The sequence below is a fragment of the Stenotrophomonas sp. GbtcB23 genome, from assembly GCF_019091045.1.
Taxonomy (GTDB): domain Bacteria; phylum Pseudomonadota; class Gammaproteobacteria; order Xanthomonadales; family Xanthomonadaceae; genus Stenotrophomonas; species Stenotrophomonas rhizophila_A.
Window position 1 is genome coordinate 1 of record NZ_JAGXKC010000015.1, and the last position, 17,967, is coordinate 17,967.

Consider the following 17,967-nt stretch of genomic DNA (forward strand, 5'->3'; position numbering starts at 1 on the left):
GCCCAAGCGCGCCGGCGTGCGAGCGTGCCTGGTGGTTGTAGGCGGATTCGACCCGGACGATAGCGTGCACCAGGCGGGCGTCCACGCCGTATTCGACGGCGACCTGTTGAATCAACGGGTTCCAGTGTGCTGCTGCCTTGGGCATGGCGGTCGGTGCCGCGGGCGATGGCCCGGGGCCAGTTGCCATGGGTTTGCGCGCTGTAGGCATGTAGAGTCGGTGCGGGTCAAACGCCTTTGCGCCCACGAATGGGGCTTTCGACACCTGCAGTTGACCATTGCGATCCAGGGTGGCGAATACCTGGCTACCACTGGCTGGCGGGGCGGTGGCGGCCAATGCCACCACCACCCCGACCGTCCAGCGGATCACGCCAGTGCGTCCGGGCCGGCGATCGCCTGATACAGGTCAGCCAGCGTGACAACCTCACGCATGGCGGTGTCGGCGCGCTGGGCCATGGCCGTCTGCAACGCTTCGGCCTGGCGCACCGCGCGGACATGCTGGCGGGTGCCGAGGTTGGCTTCGGCACGACGCGCGTCGGCCATTGCCTGCGCGTCGGGCGCGGCTTCGCCGGTGTGCGGTTGCGGCATCACGGTGGCACCTGCGGCCTGTGCGAGGTCGGTCGGGGCGGGGCGGCCGGCGGCTGGCAGCAGTTCCGGCGCTGACGGTTCGGGAGCTGCCGCAGCGACCGGGACATCCCTTGCAGGCGCTGTACGCATCATGCCGGCACTCACCGGCGCGCCAGGCGATGCATCACGCGCGGTCCGCTCACCCTGCCCCGGCTGCACCCGCGAAGGCAGTGCTGATGCCGTGGTGGCCGTGGCGGCCTGTGCCGAAGCGGCAGCCGGGCCGGGCTTTTCTGCGGTATCGGTCACCGCGCCACCGTTCAGGGAGGTGGCGTGCAGGTTGGCGCTGGCGTTGCTGGCCGCCGTGGCGGCCGGCGCCTTGGCGCCGGGCAGGACGCTGCCCTCCACCGCTGCTGGCAGCAGCGCCGCGGGTTCATTGCCGGACACGATCGGTGCCGCAGGACTGGCCACCGTCGGCAGCGGCCGTGAGGTGATGGCCGGCAGCACGGGCGCTGCAGCCGCCGCCTGCACGTGTGCGGCCATTCCGCGCCGAGCGCGGTGGGCGATGTCCTGCCCGTCCCTGCCGCCCTCGCGTTGCACCGTCGCCAGGATGTGGACCTCACGCTGCGGCAAGGGTGCGGAATCACGCGCCCACTCCTGCTCAACGTCTCTGTCCGACTCGTCCGGCGCCCACATGGCGACGTCGCCGGGGAAAGGCGACTGCTCCGGCGCTTGTTCAGCGGTGGGTTCGGCAGTGGGTTCAGGAGTCCGCTCGGCCGCCTGCTGCGCGCTCGGCTGGGGTCGCCTGGCCTGCACGCGCTCGCTCAGGGAGACCGCGTCGACGGGGCTGGCCGCCATGACGGCAACCTGCGGTTCTTGGATCTTCAACGACATGTGTATTCCTCTTGGATCTGGCGCTCCTGGCGGCGCAGGCGCGCCTGCCGGTGCTTCTGGTCGATATGCGCGCCGACGGCCTGCAGCCGGCGCGCGCGTGAGTGGTTGCCGGCGGCGGCATGGCGCAGTTCCTGTTCCTGCTCGCGGGCGTCGCCGGCCTGCTCCTGCAGGTGGCCGGCGCGCAGCTCGCATTCCAGGACGTGCGCCCGGGCAATGGCGACGCCGCGCAGGCGCTCGAACAGGCGCTGGCGGTCCAGCCCGTGTTCCTCGCCAAGCTGCGCGGCCTGCAGGCGCTCGTCTGCCGCGCTGCGCAGGGTCTGCGCTTCGCGGTCCCGTTGCGCAGCCTGCTCTGCCTGCGCGCGGGCGTCGCGGCGCAGGCGGTGGGCGCGATGCTCCAGCAGCGTGGCCAGCCGCACGGGGTCAGCGGGCGAGCGCATCAAGTGCCTCCACCGCCGCATCGAAGGTGACCGGCTCGTGCAGCGGCTGGCGCAGGAATGCCAGCAGGCGCGGTTCGCGGGCCACCGCATCGTCCTGCTCGGGCTGCGCACCGGGGCGGTACTCGCCGATGTCGCGCAGCAGCTGCAGGTCATCCAACCGGCCCATCACCGCGCGCACGCGGGTGGCTGCGGCGGCCTGGCGCTCGCTGGCCAGCTGCGGGTACAGCCGGCTGGCGCTGCGCAGCACGTCGATGGCCGGGAAGTGGCCGCGCTGGGCCAGGCGCGGGCTGAGGTACACGTGGCCGTCCAGCAACGATTTGACTTCCTCGCCGACCGGGTCGGGGTCGGCGTCGTCTTCCAGCAGCACGGTGTAGAACGCGGTGATGCTTCCGGCCTGTGCGTTGCCCGGGCGCTCCACCAGGCGTGGCAGTGCTTCGAACACCGACGCGGGGAAACCACGCCGTGCCGGCGGTTCGCCGGCCGACAATGCGACGTCACGCAGCGCGCGCGCGTAGCGGGTGGCCGAGTCCATGACCAGCAGCACCCGGCTGCCCTGGTCGCGGAAGTATTCGGCAATGCGGGTGGCCACCATCGCCGCGTTGACGCGGGTGGCCGGCGAGGTATCGGAGGTGGCCTGCACGATGATGGTGCGCGTGGCCGCCGGACCGTGGCGGATGGCATCGACGAAGGAGGCCACTTCACGGCCCCGCTCGCCCACCAGCGCCACCACGCGCACATCGCAGTCGGCGTTGGCCAGCAGCATCTCCACCAGGGTGGTTTTGCCGCATCCGGCTGCGGCAAAAACCCCCATGCGCTGTCCTTCGCCTACGGTGAGCAACGCGTCCAGGGCACGGATACCGGTGGCGAACGGGGTCTGGATGGCACGGCGCTGGCGATAGTCCAGCGGCGCAGCCTGCACCGGTGCCGATACACCGGCTACGGTCGCGTCTTCGCCATCGCGCAGCCGCTCCACCACTTCACCGAACCCGTCCAGCACGCACCCGAGCAGATGCGTGCCCAGTGCCACCTGCAGCGGGCGACCGGTGGCAGCCACCACCACGTCGGCTGCCAGCCGCACCGGGGCACCAATCAGCGCCAGCGTGGCCACGCCATGGTCGACCCGGGTCACCACGCCATGGGTGAGCACACGGTCGTCGCCCGCCGAATGGCGCACGTGGCAGTGCTCGCCCACCGCGACATCCGGCAGGGGTACCCGCAGCTCGCCGGCACGCATCGCGACCGGCGTGGCACAAGGGCGCCAGCAGGGCGTGGCCGCTGTCACCGCAGCAGGGCCTGGAGTTCGATCACGCGCGCGTGGAACCCTTCGATGGCACCGGCCAGCAAGCTCGACTCGTGGCGACAATCCGGCTGCAGCGCGCCGCCGACCAGGCAGCCGTCTTCAAGCTGGCGAAGCGCCAGGCAACCATTGGCGAAGTGTGCGGCCGGTGCCGACAGCGCGGTGAGCAGCTCATCGGCACGGTTGCTGAAGCGCTCGGCCGGCGAGGTATCCAGGCGGCCCCACAGGTACACCATGTCGTCCACCGGATCGAGCAGAAGCTCGCCCACGTCGGCAAAGCCCATCACCACCGAGGAGTGGGTGTCGAACTGGAACCGCGATGGGTCGCAGCCCAGTTCCTTGAGGGCGGAGTTGAGGGTATCCAGCAGGGAGGTCATAAGCTTCTCATCACATCAAGGGTGACCGTGTCGGAGATCTCGGCGAACGAGAGCACTGCGGTCGAGGGGAGGCGGGTTTCAATGAAGCGCTTGACGAAGCGGCGGATGTCCGGCGCGACCATCAGCACCACGTCGGGGCGGTGCGCGGCGACTTCGCCGACATGCAGGGCGAAGCGATCCATCAGCTCACCGGCTTCGGCTGGCTCCAGGTTGAGGTAGGCCGCACCCTGGCTCTGGCGGATACCGGCGCGGATCTGGTCTTCAACCGGGCTGGACACCAGGATCGCGGGAATGCGCCCATCGCGGGCGAAGCGCGCGGAGATGTAGCGGGCCAGTGCGCCACGCACGTGCTCCACCAGCAGGATCACGTCCTTTTCGCGCTGGCCCCACTGGGCCAGGGTTTCCAGCACCACCTTCATGTTGCGGATGGAAACGTCCTCGCGGAGCAGGCGCTGCAGCACTTCGGCCACGCGCTGGATCGGCATGTGCCGGTAGGTTTCCTTGACCAGTTCGGGGAAGCGCTTCTCCAACGCGTCCAGGACATGCTTGGCTTCCTGGATGCCGAACAGCTCACCGATGTTGCGCTGTACCGCGCCGTGCACCAGCCGGCGCAGTTCCTCGTAGTCGCTGGAGACATCGCACCCCAGTGCGCGGACGTCTTCGTGCGCGTCGGCCAGCACCCAGCGCGCGGTGCCGCCGTCGTGCGGTACCACCAGCCCCATGTCGAGTGCTTCCAGTTCGTCCTGCCGGCCCCAGACCCGCACGTGCCCGCTGACCACGTGCGAGGACGCTGCCGGAATCTCGTTGATCAGCACCTTGACCTCGTGGTCCTTGGCCGGGGTGTGGCTGCGCAGGACCAGCGGTGCGAGCTGCATGCCGGTGTTGACGAAGGCGTCGTGACGCAGCTGCTCTTCCCATTGGCCGGCAACGCCCGCCTCATGCAGCGACGGCGGCATCAACAGGATCAGCGGCAGGGTTTCGCTGGTGAGGCGGGCGTTGGCGGTGTCGCCCTTGGCGGCCGGCGGCGCAGCGCCGCCCTGCCCCGTCCCCGGGCTGCCACCGGCATCGGCGGTCTTGGCGCGGCGCAGGCGCCATACCAGCATGGCCGCCAGGCCCACGGCCAGGCCGGCGAACACCGGCAGCGGGAAGCCGGGCAGCAGGCCCAGCAGCAGCACCAGCACCGCGCCGGTGCCGAGTACCACGTTGCTGTTGAACAATTCGCCCAGGATGTTGGCACCCAGGTTGTTGCTCTCGCCGCTCACCCGGGTGACGATGAAACCGGCGCTGATGCAGATCAGCAGTGCGGGAATCTGCGCGACCAGGCCATCGCCGATGGTCAGCAGGGTGAAGGTGTTGAGCGCCTGCGAGAAGGCCATGCCATGCTGCAGCATGCCCACGGCGATGCCACCGAACAGGTTGACGAACACGATCACGATGCCGGCGATGGCATCTCCCTTCACGAACTTCATGGCACCGTCGTAGGAGCCGTACAGCTGGCTTTCGCGTTCAACGTCGCGGCGGCGGCGCTGTGCTTCTTCCGAGGTGATCGCTTCGGCGCGCAGGTCCGCGTCGATGCTCATCTGCTTGCCGGGCATGCCGTCGAGCGAGAAGCGCGCCACCACTTCACCGATACGCTCGGAACCCTTGGTGATCACGATGAACTGGACCAGGGTGATGATGGCGAAGATCACCGCACCCACCACCAGGTTGTCGCCCACCACGAAATCGCCGAAGGCACTGATGATGTGGCCGGCATCGGCGTCGAGCAGGATCAGCCGGCTGGTGCTGACCGACAGCGCCAGCCGCATCAGCGTGGTGAACAGCAGTACCGAGGGGAACGTGGAGAAGTTGAGGATGCGCTCGACGTAAAACGAGCTCAGGAAAATCACGATGGCCACGGCCATGTTCAGGCCGATCAGCAGGTCGACCAGGATCGTCGGCAGCGGGATGATCAGCATGGCCACGATCACGGCCATCAGCACCACCAGGGCCAGCTCCGGGCGCAGGATGCCGCGGGCACGCTCGCCCCAGCCGCCTGCGGGGGTGTGGGTCACCGTGTTCATACGGCCACCCCACCGGCGTGGCCGGCGCTCCAGCGTTCGCGTTTCATGCTTTCCACCACCACCCTCTCCAGGGACTGCGCCGCGCGTTCACGCGCGAGGTCATCGCTCCATACCGCATCAGGCAGACCGCCCAGCGCGCGCCGCAGCGCCTGCACCAGGCGCGCACGTTCGGGCGCCGACAGCGCCACCCGCGCATCGGCCAGGGGGCCGGCAAACAGCCCGGCCCAGTCCTGCAGGCCGCGCACCACATCCAGCAACCCGCCGACCACCGCTTCGGCGGTGGTGGACAGCCGTGCCAGCAGCCGGTCGCGGGTGGCTTCCTGGACCAGCAGGTGGTCGGTCGAGCGCAGCACGGCCAGGTTGCGCACCTGGCGCAGCAGCCGGCCGAACTCCAGGTGCGAGGCACTGGGGTCGAGTGAGTACATGTCCGCGCCGAGCGCCTGCTCCATGAAGTCGACCACCTGCGCGCGCCGCTCGAATCCGTACAGCGCGATCCAGCCGGCGTATTCGCCCACGCAGTCCTGGTGGTTGCCGATGAAGTCGCGGTAGCTCTGGCGCAGCGCGCGGGCCGAGAACTGGCTGCCGCGCGCGGCCAGCCGCGCCTTGATCGCCACGTTCAGGCCACCGCGCGTAGCCGCGCCATTGCCCTGCGCTGCGTCGTCGGCGAGCAGCTGCTCCATCGACTGCTGCAACAGCTCGCGCAACTCCTCCAGTTCGTCATCGGCGATCAGCGAACGCAGCACCGCCAGCATGTCGCTGGGATCGGGGAACAGCTGCCGGAGCAGCGCCAGCAACTGCACGGGGCTGCGCATGCCGTCGAGCAGCGCGCGCAGGTCCGTGACCTTGGCGTGCACCTCATCGTCCAGTACATGGTCGATCCACGCCTGCGATTCCACGCTGGCACCGGTCTGTTGGCCGTCCCGGCGATTGCGCAGCGAGGCTACCAGCGCGGCCAGGTCGTCCTGCATGGACATGGCCGTGGCCAGCGAACCGGGCCTGGACGGCTTGCCCAGACCGGACAGCAGGTCCTTGGCGGTGTCATCACGGTCGCCCTGCGTGCTTGCCTGCCGCGGCGTCACCGGCAGCGGCGCGGAGACGGGTCGATTAATGGCCGGCAGTGCCATGCGCGCCCTCCACCGACTTCAGATGCGGGTGCAGCGCGCGGATCTGGTCACGCACGTCGTCGCCGACCCCCGGTCCATACACCTCGGGCATGCGGTAGCCATCCACCGGGTCGCTGCCGGTCAGCAGGCGCGGCTGGATCAGGAATACGCGCACCAGACTTTCAGCCGTACGGCTGTTGTGACCGAACAGCTTGCCCACGCCGGGAATGCGGCGCAGGCCGGGAATGCCGCTGTAGCCGTCGTCGGCCTGCGTGCGGGTGTAGCCACCCACCAGCAGGCTGAGTTCCTGCGGCACCCGCGCCACGGTGTCGATCACGGTACGGTTGACCAGGGGCAGTGCGTCCACCGAGCGGGTGCCATCGGCGGCACCGTCCTCGATCTTCAGCTGCATTTCCACGTCGTTGCCGCTGGAGATGCGGGGACGCACGCTGATCAGGGTGCCGTAGGTCACCTGTTCCAGGGAGGTCGCACGCTCGCCCACCAGCTGGGTGTAGAAGGTCTGGTTGCTGTCGAAGTACGCCGGAATGTTCTCCTGGGTCAGCAGCACCGGGCGCGAGATGATGTGCGCGTCACCCTTGCTCGCCATGGCCTGGACCGAGGCCAGGAAGCGGCTGCCATCGAGGGTGCTCACCGAGGGCGACTGGTTGATGCCGATCGCCAGGCGGTTGCCGATGTTGATGCCGCCGCTCCAGTTCACGCCAAGGCGGTCCAGCTCGGTCTTCTTGATGTCGATGATCCACAGCGACATCTCGATCTGCTTGCGGGGCACGTCCAGTTCGCCCACCAGGCGCTTGACCTGTTCGATCTGCGCCAGCGTGCCGCGCACGATCAGGCTGTTGGTTTCCGAATACGCCATCACCACTGCCGGGGTCGGGCCACTGGGCACGGTGCTGGCGACCTGGGCCACGGGCTGCGCCGCGGGGGTGGCGGGGAGTAGTTCCTCGGTGATGGTGGAGGGGTCGACCGGCAGCGACGGCTGCTTGACGACCGCGCCGAAGTCGCCCAGCTGCAGCACCCCGGCCAGCACTTCAGCGATGCCCGGCAGGCCGACTTCCGTGCTGCGGATCCCGTAGCGGCGACCATTGACGAAGCTGTGCTCCAGCTTGATCACTTCCACGTGGTGCGGGCTGGCGTCGGCGCCTTCATACAGGTCGTCCAGATAGCGCGCCGCGTTCATCACGATGTCCACGTACACCGGCGGGCCGGCGACGTAGAAGGTGCCATCGGCGCCGCCGCCGCGCACCGGGTAGCGGGTATCGGACAACCGCGCCTTGCGCAGAAAGTCCGACAACGTGGCGATGGAGGTGTGCTGCAGGCGACCCACGGCGTTTTTCTGCTCGTCGGCGTCATACACGTAGATGGACTGGCCGTCGCTGTACCAGACCAGGCCCAGTTCGGCGGAGACCTTGGCCAGCACGTCGAGCGGGCGGGCCAGATCGAAGCTGCCGCTCACCTTTTTCTTCAGTGCCTTGGGGCTGATCACCACGGCCTGGCGTGCACGCGCACCGATGGCATTGAGCAGGTGGCTGGCGCTGTCGGCGCGGGAAACGAAGCCGGAGGCATGCGGCAGGTCGGCGCGATCCTGGATCGCGGTGCCTTCCAGCGGGGTCTGTGCGAAGGCGAAGGAAGGAACGGTCAGCAACAACACGTACAACGTCAGGGAACGCATGGATCACTCGTTGGGCGTCGAGACGGCCCGGTAGACGGAAAGGGGCGAACAACCGATCAGCGATTTCACGTCGGTGCAGAAGTGCGACAGCGACGCGTAGCCGTGATCGGCGGCGAGGTAGGTGAACGAGCGCGCGCGGCCGGGATAGGCCAGCAGCGCGCGCGCGGCGCGCTGGATGCGCAGCTCGCGCTTGAGCGGGCGGCCCAGTACCTGCCGGCAGCGCCGGTGGAACTGCGCCGAAGACAGGCCATAGCGCTGGGCCAGCGCGGCCACGGAGTTTTCGCCGCCTTCGTCCAGCAGGAAACGCATCAGGCCGTAGCTTTCGCTGCGCGCCAGGTGGCGCAGCAGCTGGGCTGCCTGGCCGTCGTCAGGCTGGCCGGCACCGCGGGCGAGCTGGTCAATCAGCCAGGCCGCCGCCACATCGGGGTCTTCCAGCGCGGCCTGTGCCACCCAGCACACCGGCTGCGGCTCACCGGCCGGGCGCAGCACGTTGCTGGCATGGTCGAAGTGGGCCAGCGCCCGTGCCATGCCACTGCCGGCCAGCGCGACGGCATTCAGCGCGCTGTTGCGCGGCAGCGGCACGCCGGCCAACAGCAGGCGGTCACCGGGCGCAAGCTGAATGACCTGCCCAGCGACGGTGAGGTCGATGGGGTCCTGCCCTGCATTGACGATGACGTGCATCCGACCACTCCCGTTCAGGCATTTGCCGAGGCGGGACGCGGTCTGCGGCCCTTCTCGATGAGGGCTGCATGTTGGAGACGGCCGGGGGGCAAGGCTCTACAAGAAGTTAGAAAGCCGGCGCGAGTTGCGGTATTTGTAGCGACCCCACTCAGACGGTTGCGCCGATGCGCCACCAGGAATCGATCCCATGACACCGCTGCTCGGCATCCACCATGTCGCTCTGATCTGTGCCGATTACGACCGTTCGCGCGACTTCTACGTCCGCGTGCTCGGCCTGACGGTCAAGGCCGAACACCACCGCGCCGCGCGAGATTCGTGGAAGCTGGACCTGGCCCTGCCTGACGGTGGCCAGCTCGAGCTGTTCTCCTTCCCGTCGCCGCCGCCGCGGCCCAGTCGCCCGGAGGCGCAGGGCCTGCGCCACCTGGCCTTCCGGGTGGCGGCACTGGAGCCAATGATTGAACGCCTGGCGGCCGAAGGCGTGCCCTGCGAGCCGATCCGCGTTGACGAGTACACCGGCCAGCGCTTCACCTTCTTCGCCGACCCCGACGGGCTGCCGCTGGAGCTGTACGAAACCACCTGAATGCGTTGTGGCTGACCGCCGGGATGCGTTCCGTACCAGAGCGAATGGGTATACAGTCCAGCTGTCCCGGCCCCGCGCCGGCATTCACGTACATCCCTGGGAGGGGAACATGCGCAAGACTTTCAAGACCCTGCTGCTGGCACTGCCGCTGGTGATGGCCGCGATGTCGGCCTCGGCGGCCGACGGCGCGGTAGGCCGCTGGAAGACCATCGATGACAAGACCGGCAAGGTGAAGTCCATCGTGGAGATCACCCAGGCCGCCAATGGCACGTTGAGCGGGAAAGTGGTGGAAGTGCTGCACTCGGACAAGGGCCCGAACCCGGTCTGTGACGACTGCAGCGGCGCCAACAAGGGCAAGCCGGTAAAGGGCATGACCATCCTGTGGAACCTGACGCAGGACAAGGGCACCACCACCAAGTGGTCCGGCGGTACGGTGCTGGATCCGGCCAACGGCAAGACCTACAAGTCCAAGCTGGCGCTGCAGCCGGGTGGCAAGAAGCTGGACATGTCCGGCTGCGTGGCGTTCATCTGCCGCGCCCAGACCTGGGTACGCGAGTAAATCCCGCCGCGTAAAGCGCTGGCAGATCAACGAAATGGGGCTGGCGCGGGATGACCGCGCCGGCCCTTCGTCTTTCCGGGGAGCATGCGATAATCCCGCGTTCCCCCCGCACCCGCGCAGATCATGACCCGCACCGCTCTTGTCACCACCGCACTGCCCTACGCCAACGGCCCGCTGCACCTGGGCCATCTGGTCGGCTACATCCAGGCTGATATCTGGGTGCGCGCGCGGCGAATGAGCGGCGGCAAGACCTGGTTCGTATGCGCCGACGACACCCACGGCACCCCGATCATGCTGGCGGCCGAGAAGGCCGGCGTGACCCCGGAAGCGTTCATCGCCAACATCCAGGCCAGCCACGAGCGCGACTTCGCCGCCTTCGGCGTTGCGTTCGATCATTACGACTCGACCAACTCGGCCGGCAACAAGGCCCTGACCGAGGCGTTCTACCTCAAGCTCGAGACGGAAGGCCACATCACGCGCCGTTCCGTGGCCCAGTTCTACGACCCGGCCAAGGGCATGTTCCTGCCCGACCGCTACATCAAGGGCATCTGCCCCAACTGCGGCACGCCTGACCAGTACGGGGACAACTGCGAAGTGTGCGGCGCCACCTACGCCCCCACCGACCTGAAGGACCCGCGCTCGGTCATTTCCGGCGCCACGCCGGAAATCCGCGATTCGGAGCACTTCTTCTTCGAGGTCGGTCGGTTCGAAAGCTTCCTGCGCGAATGGCTGGCCGGCGATGTCGCCCTGCCCGGGGTGAAGGCCAAGCTGGGCGAGTGGCTCAATGCCGAAGGCGGCCTGCGCGCGTGGGACATTTCCCGCGATGCGCCCTACTTCGGCTTCCAGATCCCCGGCCACCCGGGCAAGTACTTCTATGTGTGGCTGGATGCGCCGATCGGCTACCTGTCCAGCTTCCAGGCGCTGTGCGCGAAGAACGGCGAGGATTTCGACGCGCACCTGCGCGCCGGCACCAGCACGGAACTGCACCACTTCATCGGCAAGGACATCGTCAATTTCCACGGCCTGTTCTGGCCGGCGGTGCTGCACGGCACCGGCCACCGCGCGCCGACCCGCCTGCACGTCAACGGCTACCTCACCGTGGATGGCGCGAAGATGTCCAAGTCGCGCGGTACGTTCGTCATGGCCCGCACCTTCCTGGATGCCGGGCTGGAGCCGGAAGCACTGCGTTATTACTTCGCGGCCAAGTCCTCCGGCGGCGTCGACGATCTCGACCTGAACCTGGGCGACTTCATCGCGCGCGTGAACGCCGACCTGGTCGGCAAGTTCGTCAACCTGGCCAGCCGCTGCGCCGGTTTCATCAGCAAGCGCTTCGACGGCCGCCTGGCCGACGCGCTGCCCGATGCCGCGCAGTACGACCGCTTCGTGGCCGCGCTGGCGCCGGTCCGCGAGGCGTACGAGCGCAATGATCCGGCTGCCGCGCTGCGCCTGACCATGGCGCTGGCCGACGAGGCCAACCGTTACATCGACGAACAGAAGCCGTGGGTGATCGCCAAGCAGGAGGGCGCCGACGCGCAGTTGCAGTCGGTGTGCACCCAGGGCCTGAACCTGTTCCGCGTGCTGGTCACCGCGCTCAAGCCGGTGCTGCCGGCTACTGCCGCGCAGGCCGACGCCTTCCTGGCCGCGCCGGTGCAGCGCTGGACCGACATCGCCTTGCCGCTGCTGGCCCACACCATCGCCGTGTACAGCCCGCTGTTTACCCGTATCGACCCGAAAATGATTGACGCCATGACCGACGCTTCCAAAGACACCCTCGCCGCCCCCGCACCTGCAGCCCCGGCCAAGCCCGCCAAGCCGGCGGCGCCTGCTGCCGCGCCGGCCGCCGCTCCCGCTGCGACGGCGGAAGGCCCGGCGTATATCGGGATCGACGATTTCGCCAAGCTGGACCTGCGCATCGGCAAGGTGCTGGCCTGCGAGTTCGTCGAAGGCTCGGACAAGCTGCTGCGCTTCGAACTGGATGCCGGCGAGCTGGGCAAGCGCCAGATCTTCTCCGGTATCCGTGCCAGCTACGGCGAACCCGAAGCGCTGGTCGGCCGCAGCGTGGTGTTCATCGCCAACCTGGCCCCGCGCAAGATGCGCTTCGGCGTGAGCGAAGGCATGATCCTGTCGGCCGGCTTCGACGGTGGCGCGCTGGCGCTGCTCGATGCCGACAGCAGCGCGCTGCCGGGCATGCCGGTTCGCTGATGCCTGCCGGGAGGGCGTAGATGGAATTGGCCCTTGTCGACTTCGATCACACCGTCACCGACTGCGATACGTACGCGCGTTTCCTGCGCCGGGTGGCCACGCCCGAGCAGTTGGCCCAGGCGTGGTGGAAGGTGGGTCCGTGGCTGTTGGCCTATCGATTGAAGTTGATTTCCGCCGAGCGCATCCGTGCGCGCGTGACCCGGTTGACCCTGCGCGACCGCCACGCCGACGATATCGCCACCCTGGCGGCCGGGTTCTCCCGCGAGGTGCTGCCCGAGGTGGTGCGCCCGCAGATGCTGGAGCAGATCCGCTGGCACCTGCAGCAGCGGCATACGGTGGTGATCGTGTCCGGTTCGCTGGACCTGTACCTGCGCCCGTGGTGCGAGGCGCTGGGACTGGACCTGATCTGCAACCGGCTGGAAAGCCAGGACGGCCGCCTGACCGGGCGCTATGCCGAGGGCGACTGCGCGCCGCACAAGGCCGACCGCATCCGGGCGCGTTATGACCTGTCACGTTACGTGCGCATCCATGCGTACGGCGACAGCCGCGAAGACCGGCCGATGCTCGCATTGGCGCAGGAACGCTGGTACCGCGGCAAACCCCTGAAATGAAGCTCCCGCGCAGCCGACGCCACGCATGACATCGCCTTCCCTGCCCTTGGTCGAACGCCTTGACCGCCTGTTGCCGCAGACCCAATGCGGGCAGTGCGGCTACGACGGCTGCCGCCCCTACGCCGAAGCGATGGCGCGCGGTGAGGCGGGCGTGGACCATTGCCCGCCCGGGGGTGACGAAGGCGCGCGCGCGCTGGCATACGTGCTGGAGGTGCCGGCGCTGCCGTTCGACCGCAGCCGCGGCGAGCACAAGCCCGCGCAGGTCGCGCGGGTGGTCGAAGCCGACTGCATCGGCTGCACCAAGTGCATCCAGGCGTGCCCGGTGGATGCGATCGTGGGCGGCGCCAAGTACATGCACGCCGTCATCGCCGATCTGTGTACCGGTTGCGAATTGTGCATTCCACCGTGTCCGGTGGACTGCATTGAACTGGTGCTTACGGCAACGCGGCCGTAATCACGATCTCCACTTTCCAGCTCGGGTCGGCCAGCTTGGCTTCCACCGTCGCACGCGCCGGGGTCATGCCGCTGACCACCCACTCGTCCCACGCCGCGTTCATGCCGGCGAAATCGCCGATGTCGGCCAGGTAGACCTCCGCGCGCAGCACGTGCTGCTTGTCGCTGGCCACCAGCGCCAGCAGCTTGTCGATCTCGGCCAGCACCTGGCGGGTCTGCCCGGTGATGTCCTGGCTGGTGTCTTCGGGGATCTGCCCGGACAGATAGGCAACCTTGTTGTGCACGGTCATTTCGGACATGCGCGGACCGACGTCGAAACGTTCCAACATGGCGATGGCTCCTCTGTGATGGTCCGGGCATTGTCGCCGAAGCGGGGTAACGCTGTCGTTGCGGCCGATCCAAGCGGCCACAGCGCGCACAGCCACCCGGCTTGGCAAGTCCCCGGCGGAAGCGCACGATGCGCCGGCGAGGCACGCTGGCGTGCTTTGACCTCTTCATCGCCTGCCCCGGAGCACGCTGTACCGATGACCGATCCTGCACCTGCCCCCTCGTCCCGCGTCGGCTGGCGCCGCGCGGCGACCGTCGTCTTCAGCCTGGGCATCCTGGCGCTGGCCCTGCGTGGCCTGGCCAACGAATTCGACGACCACGGCTATCGCGCCATCCGTGAGGCCTTCCACCAGCTGGGCGCTGGCCAGATCGCACTGACCGTCATCCTGGGTCTGGCGAGCTATGCCTGCCTGATCGGATTTGATGCGATCGGCCTGCGCCGCAGCGGCAAGCGCCTGCATCCGGCGCGGGTGGGCATCACCGCCTTCCTCGCCCACACCCTGGGGCAGACGCTGGGCTTTGCGGCACTGACCGGCGGTGCCGTGCGCCTGCGCGGCTATGGCGGCGCCGGGCTGAGCCTGGCCGAGATCGGCCAGGTGGTACTGATGAGCACGCTGGGCTTCGTGTTCGGCGCCTGGCTGCTGTTGGCGCTGGCGTTCCTGCTGGAACCGGGCGCCGCCGCACTCGCATTGCCCGTGTCGGCGCAGGCCGTACGCGTGCTCGGCGCGGCAGGCCTGCTCGCCTACGTGGGCACGGTGCTGCTGGTCGGGCGCGAGGGCCGCAGCTTCCAGATCCGCGGGCACGCGCTGTGGCTGCCCGATCGCCGCACCATGCTGGGCGTGACCGCGCTCAGCGTGGTGGAGCTGGTGCTGGCCAGCGCGGCGTTCTACGTGCTGCTGCCGATGGATACCCCGACCGGGCTGCCCGGGTTTGTCGGCCTGTATCTGGTGGCCGTGCTGGCCGGACTGATTTCCAGCGTGCCGGCCGGGTTGGGGGTGTTCGAGTGGAGCCTGCTCAAGCTGCTGCCGCAGGTGGCGCCAGCTGCGGTGCTTGCAGCGGCCCTGATCTATCGGGTCACCTACTACGTGCTGCCGTTGCTGCTGGCCACCGTGCTCGCTGTAGCGCCGGCCATGCGCCGCCCGCTGCGGGTGGGTGCAGGGGCCACCCGCGCCGGCTGGACCGCGTTGCGCCCGTGGCTGCCGCAGATCATCGCGCTGGCAGTGTTCAGCGTGGGCGCCGCGCTGGTGATCGACGGCACCCTGCCAACTCCGCGCCGGCACCTTCTGCATGCCTCGCTGCCGATCCTGGAAACCTCGCACCTGCTCGGCAGCCTGGCCGGCGTGGTGCTGCTGCTGATCGGCCAGGGCCTGCAGCGGCGCAGCCACGCGGCCTGGATGCTGGCATTGGCGATCTGCGTGATCGCGCCGCTGCCGATCTGGCTGCGCGGCGGGCAGGTGCTGATCGCGCTGGCCTCGGCGCTGGTGGCGATGGCGCTATGGGCGTCGCGTCGCGAGTTCTACCGGCAGGGCGCGCTGCTCGACGAAGCGTGGTCGTGGCCGTGGATCCGCAACCTGGGTCTGGTGCTGGTGGCGGTGATCTGGCTGCTGTTCTTCGTCTACAGCCATGTCGAATACCAGAACGAGCTGTGGTGGCAATTTGCCGCGCAGGGCAACGCACCGCGTGCGTTGCGCGCACTGCTGGTGGTGGCGATCGCGTTGGCCATTTTCGGCCTGGCGCGGCTGCTGCACAGCACCCGCACGCCCCTGCCGGCGGCCGACCCGGCCACGCTCGACGCGCTGGCGCCGATCCTGCAGGCGGCGCAGGACGCCCAGGCCTGCCTGGTGCTCACCGCCGACAAGGCCGTACTGCGCGACGATGCCGGGCGCGGCTTCGTGATGATGCAGCGCTACGGCGGTTCGCTGATCGCGATGGGCGATCCGGTCGGGCCCCCCGACGTCGCACGCGCCTTGATCTGGCGCTTCCGCGAGGAGGCGGATCGCCTTGGCCTGCGCCCAGTGTTCTATCAGGTCGGCGAAGCGTACTGGCAGACTTATCTGGACCTTGGGCTGACCCTGGTGAAACTGGGCGAGGAAGCGATGGTGCCGCTGCAGGACTTCGGGCTGGAGGGACGCGAACGCGCCGACCTGCGCCAGGCCTGGAACCGGGGCAAGCGCGGCGGCCTCAGCTTCCGCGTTGCACCGCCCGGCGAGGTTGCCGCGTTGATTCCCGCGCTGGCCGCGGTATCGCAGCAGTGGCTGGACGACAAGGCCGGCGACGAGAAAGGCTTCTCACTGGGCAGTTTCGATCCGGATTACCTGGTGCGCTTCCCGGTGGCCGTGGTCGAGGCCGAGGGCCGCATCGTCGCCTTCGCCAACCTGTGGCAGGCACCGGCCGGGCACGAGCTTTCGGTGGACCTGATGCGGCACGTCGACGATGCACCGAAAGGCACGATGGATTTCCTGTTCATCGAGCTGTTCCTGTGGGGGCGCGCGCAGGGCTTCCACCGTTTTTCGCTCGGCATGGCGCCCTTGTCGGGGCTTGCCCAGCACCGCCTGGCCGGCCGCTGGAACCGCTTCGCCAACGTGGTCGCACGGCACGGCGAGCGCTTCTACGGCTTCAGCGGGCTGCGCCGCTTCAAATCCAAGTTCGCGCCGCAGTGGCGCGCACGTTATCTGGCGGCGCCAGGCGGCATGCACCTGCCGGCGGCGCTGCTGGATGCGACACGGTTGATCTCACTGGCACCGCGGAAGACGTAACGCGGCGGTCAGGACCAGGGCTTCATCTGCGCGAACGCCGCAGTGAAGCCGGCAATGCTCTCGCTGCCGTGCACGGCACTCAGCGCCTGCTCGGCCAAGGCACGCTCCTCCCATATCCACGCGAGCTTTGGGTCTTCCCCCAGCTCGCGCCACACCGACTCGAGTCCCTCGACGGAGGGTTGCGCGCCGTCGAACAAGGCCTGCGCGTAATCCAGGCTCGCCGGGCGCCAGGTGAGGTAGGCCACTGCACGCTGCGACAGCGGGATGCCGGTAACCGCGTCGGGCAGGAAATAACGCGCGCTGGCAGGCCAGGCGGGCTGCACGTCCGGCGCATCCCCTGGCGCTGCCGCCAGCCGCTTGAGCGACTCACCGCTGACCTGCAGCACCTGCGGCTTGCCCTTTTCTCCGGCCGCCGCCGAACGCTTGTCGCTGCCCAGGGTGAACGCATAGGCCCTGTCCTGCTGCGCGCGGGCGGCCATTTCCACCACCGCGTTGCGGAGCTTCAGGCAATCCGCGCCGATCGCGGTCGCGCCACCGGCCTTGGTTTCACCCACCAGCACCACGTCGTTGCCGTGCATCAGCAGGAAATCGAGCTCTCCCTTGACGTGCCTGCTCTCCGCCGGGCGCAGCGCAGGCGGGACGTTGGCACCACGGACGATGCGATAGCCCGGATCAACGCTGGAAGCGGTCGCCTCGTTCATTGCGTTGCAGAGCTGTGTCAGTGCGGTGCCGACGCGATCTTCCACGTCCCGCCCGCGCGCGCCGCCACCGCTCCGGGACTGATTCGGTGCCCGCTGCGCCAGATATTCGATCACGCTGACGTCCCGTTCCAGTTCCTGTTTTTCGGCCAGCACGTCCGCATGCGGCGCGAAGTTGGCCGCGATTTTTTCGCCCAGCGCGCAGGCGCCTGCCGTCACCCTGGCCCACTCGCCCCTGCCTGCCCGGGCGTCGTCCACGGCGGCGGCGAGCGCTTCCAAATGCGACTTTCTGGCTGGATCCGGTTCGCGCTCGATGCGCGCAGGATGCGCGAGGTCCCTCAACTTCTTCGCGGCCTGCAGCGCGGCCTCGCATTTCGGGGAAGCGACAAGCAGGCGATAGTCCTTCACCTTGGGAAAACGATGCTGCAGGATCGCCTTGCGCAGGTCGACGTCATTGTCCCTGACCAACCGCTCCAGCGTTTCCTTCAAGCCTGCGCAGAACTGCTCGCGGGTGGAGGCATTACGGACGCCCGAGCGCCAGAGCGACAGGGCGTCGGCCATCTTCTGCGCGGAAGACCCATCCCCAACCCGGGGCGCGGAGCGGTCATCGGCCAGCAGCGCGTACAAGCGCCGCTCGATAGGCGCATTGGAGATCATCGCGGGCGCCTGCAGGCGTCC

At 68.6% G+C, this 17,967-nt stretch carries 17 protein-coding genes; 6 read left to right on the top strand and 11 right to left on the bottom strand.

Features of this window, described 5'->3' with window-relative positions; genetic code table 11:
* The 9 genes from KVS69_RS21055 to KVS69_RS08290 all read right to left on the bottom strand — a co-directional run.
* Window positions 1–367: transglycosylase SLT domain-containing protein (locus KVS69_RS21055; protein WP_345776797.1), on the bottom strand; the 367-nt coding region annotated here is incomplete at its 3' end.
* Complete coding sequence (locus tag KVS69_RS08255) at window positions 364–1,455, bottom strand: hypothetical protein (protein ID WP_217537720.1); 1,092 nt, start codon at window positions 1,453–1,455, stop codon at window positions 364–366. The genes KVS69_RS21055 and KVS69_RS08255, both read right to left, overlap by 4 nt.
* Window positions 1,446–1,892, bottom strand: a complete 447-nt coding sequence (locus KVS69_RS08260) for a hypothetical protein (protein ID WP_217537721.1) — start codon at window positions 1,890–1,892, stop codon at window positions 1,446–1,448. Before KVS69_RS08260 ends, KVS69_RS08255 begins: the two co-directional genes overlap by 10 nt.
* The gene (locus KVS69_RS08265) at window positions 1,876–3,126 is read right to left on the bottom strand and encodes a FliI/YscN family ATPase (protein WP_217537722.1); all 1,251 of its coding nucleotides are present in this window, start codon (window positions 3,124–3,126) and stop codon (window positions 1,876–1,878) included. Before KVS69_RS08265 ends, KVS69_RS08260 begins: the two co-directional genes overlap by 17 nt.
* Window positions 3,127–3,170: 44 nt before the next feature.
* Window positions 3,171–3,566 carry a hypothetical protein gene (locus tag KVS69_RS08270; RefSeq protein ID WP_217537723.1) on the bottom strand — a complete coding sequence of 132 codons (396 nt, stop codon included), beginning with the start codon at window positions 3,564–3,566 and terminating at the stop codon, window positions 3,171–3,173.
* Window positions 3,563–5,620, bottom strand: coding sequence for an EscV/YscV/HrcV family type III secretion system export apparatus protein (locus tag KVS69_RS08275; RefSeq protein ID WP_345776798.1), 2,058 nt, complete (start codon window positions 5,618–5,620; stop codon window positions 3,563–3,565). Before KVS69_RS08275 ends, KVS69_RS08270 begins: the two co-directional genes overlap by 4 nt.
* Before the next feature lie 5 nt (window positions 5,621–5,625).
* Window positions 5,626–6,753: a type III secretion system gatekeeper subunit SctW gene (gene sctW / locus KVS69_RS08280; protein ID WP_217537725.1), complete on the bottom strand. Its 1,128-nt coding sequence runs from the start codon at window positions 6,751–6,753 to the stop codon at window positions 5,626–5,628.
* On the bottom strand, window positions 6,734–8,422 hold the full coding sequence (gene sctC, locus KVS69_RS08285) for a type III secretion system outer membrane ring subunit SctC (RefSeq protein ID WP_217537726.1): 1,689 nt from the start codon (window positions 8,420–8,422) through the stop codon (window positions 6,734–6,736). Before sctC ends, sctW begins: the two co-directional genes overlap by 20 nt.
* Window positions 8,423–8,425: 3 nt before the next feature.
* Window positions 8,426–9,103: a helix-turn-helix domain-containing protein gene (locus tag KVS69_RS08290; RefSeq protein ID WP_068853576.1), complete on the bottom strand. Its 678-nt coding sequence runs from the start codon at window positions 9,101–9,103 to the stop codon at window positions 8,426–8,428.
* 187 nt (window positions 9,104–9,290) lie between these two features.
* Between KVS69_RS08290 and KVS69_RS08295 the strand changes: the two genes are divergently transcribed.
* From KVS69_RS08295 to rnfB, 5 genes are all read left to right on the top strand, one after another.
* Entirely contained in the window at window positions 9,291–9,683 is a 393-nt protein-coding gene (locus tag KVS69_RS08295) for a VOC family protein (protein WP_217537727.1), read from the top strand.
* Between the two features lie 109 nt (window positions 9,684–9,792).
* Window positions 9,793–10,242, top strand: coding sequence for a DUF2147 domain-containing protein (locus tag KVS69_RS08300; RefSeq protein ID WP_217537728.1), 450 nt, complete (start codon window positions 9,793–9,795; stop codon window positions 10,240–10,242).
* Window positions 10,243–10,365: 123 nt separating this feature from the next.
* Window positions 10,366–12,444: a methionine--tRNA ligase gene (metG, locus tag KVS69_RS08305; protein ID WP_217537729.1), complete on the top strand. Its 2,079-nt coding sequence runs from the start codon at window positions 10,366–10,368 to the stop codon at window positions 12,442–12,444.
* A gap of 20 nt (window positions 12,445–12,464) precedes the next feature.
* A complete protein-coding gene (locus KVS69_RS08310) occupies window positions 12,465–13,055 on the top strand; it encodes an HAD family hydrolase (protein WP_210130802.1) in 591 nt (196 codons plus the stop codon).
* 25 nt (window positions 13,056–13,080) lie between these two features.
* A complete protein-coding gene (rnfB, locus tag KVS69_RS08315) occupies window positions 13,081–13,509 on the top strand; it encodes an Rnf electron transport complex subunit RnfB (protein ID WP_217537730.1) in 429 nt (142 codons plus the stop codon).
* Here rnfB and KVS69_RS08320 read toward each other — a convergent pair.
* The gene (locus KVS69_RS08320) at window positions 13,490–13,837 is read right to left on the bottom strand and encodes a RidA family protein (protein ID WP_217537731.1); all 348 of its coding nucleotides are present in this window, start codon (window positions 13,835–13,837) and stop codon (window positions 13,490–13,492) included. The genes rnfB and KVS69_RS08320 overlap by 20 nt on opposite strands.
* Window positions 13,838–14,032: 195 nt before the next feature.
* Here KVS69_RS08320 and mprF point away from each other — a divergent pair, with 195 nt between their 5' ends.
* Window positions 14,033–16,591, top strand: a complete 2,559-nt coding sequence (gene mprF / locus KVS69_RS08325) for a bifunctional lysylphosphatidylglycerol flippase/synthetase MprF (RefSeq protein ID WP_217537732.1) — start codon at window positions 14,033–14,035, stop codon at window positions 16,589–16,591.
* A gap of 8 nt (window positions 16,592–16,599) precedes the next feature.
* On the opposite strand, the gene KVS69_RS08330 is transcribed toward mprF, so the two are convergent.
* Complete coding sequence (locus KVS69_RS08330) at window positions 16,600–17,946, bottom strand: hypothetical protein (RefSeq protein ID WP_217537733.1); 1,347 nt, start codon at window positions 17,944–17,946, stop codon at window positions 16,600–16,602.
* Window positions 17,947–17,967: the final 21 nt, after the last annotated feature.

Coding starts and splice junctions, on each gene's coding strand:
- KVS69_RS08320 (WP_217537731.1), bottom strand. CDS start 13,837: ATGTTGGAACGTTTCGACGTCGGTCCGCGCATGTCCGAAATGACCGTG.
- metG (WP_217537729.1), top strand. CDS start 10,366: ATGACCCGCACCGCTCTTGTCACCACCGCACTGCCCTACGCCAACGGC.
- KVS69_RS08310 (WP_210130802.1), top strand. CDS start 12,465: ATGGAATTGGCCCTTGTCGACTTCGATCACACCGTCACCGACTGCGAT.
- KVS69_RS08255 (WP_217537720.1), bottom strand. CDS start 1,455: ATGTCGTTGAAGATCCAAGAACCGCAGGTTGCCGTCATGGCGGCCAGC.
- KVS69_RS08265 (WP_217537722.1), bottom strand. CDS start 3,126: ATGCGTGCCGGCGAGCTGCGGGTACCCCTGCCGGATGTCGCGGTGGGC.
- KVS69_RS08330 (WP_217537733.1), bottom strand. CDS start 17,946: ATGATCTCCAATGCGCCTATCGAGCGGCGCTTGTACGCGCTGCTGGCC.
- sctC (WP_217537726.1), bottom strand. CDS start 8,422: ATGCGTTCCCTGACGTTGTACGTGTTGTTGCTGACCGTTCCTTCCTTC.
- mprF (WP_217537732.1), top strand. CDS start 14,033: ATGACCGATCCTGCACCTGCCCCCTCGTCCCGCGTCGGCTGGCGCCGC.
- KVS69_RS08260 (WP_217537721.1), bottom strand. CDS start 1,892: ATGCGCTCGCCCGCTGACCCCGTGCGGCTGGCCACGCTGCTGGAGCAT.
- KVS69_RS08270 (WP_217537723.1), bottom strand. CDS start 3,566: ATGACCTCCCTGCTGGATACCCTCAACTCCGCCCTCAAGGAACTGGGC.
- sctW (WP_217537725.1), bottom strand. CDS start 6,753: ATGGCACTGCCGGCCATTAATCGACCCGTCTCCGCGCCGCTGCCGGTG.
- rnfB (WP_217537730.1), top strand. CDS start 13,081: ATGACATCGCCTTCCCTGCCCTTGGTCGAACGCCTTGACCGCCTGTTG.
- KVS69_RS08290 (WP_068853576.1), bottom strand. CDS start 9,103: ATGCACGTCATCGTCAATGCAGGGCAGGACCCCATCGACCTCACCGTC.
- KVS69_RS08295 (WP_217537727.1), top strand. CDS start 9,291: ATGACACCGCTGCTCGGCATCCACCATGTCGCTCTGATCTGTGCCGAT.
- KVS69_RS08300 (WP_217537728.1), top strand. CDS start 9,793: ATGCGCAAGACTTTCAAGACCCTGCTGCTGGCACTGCCGCTGGTGATG.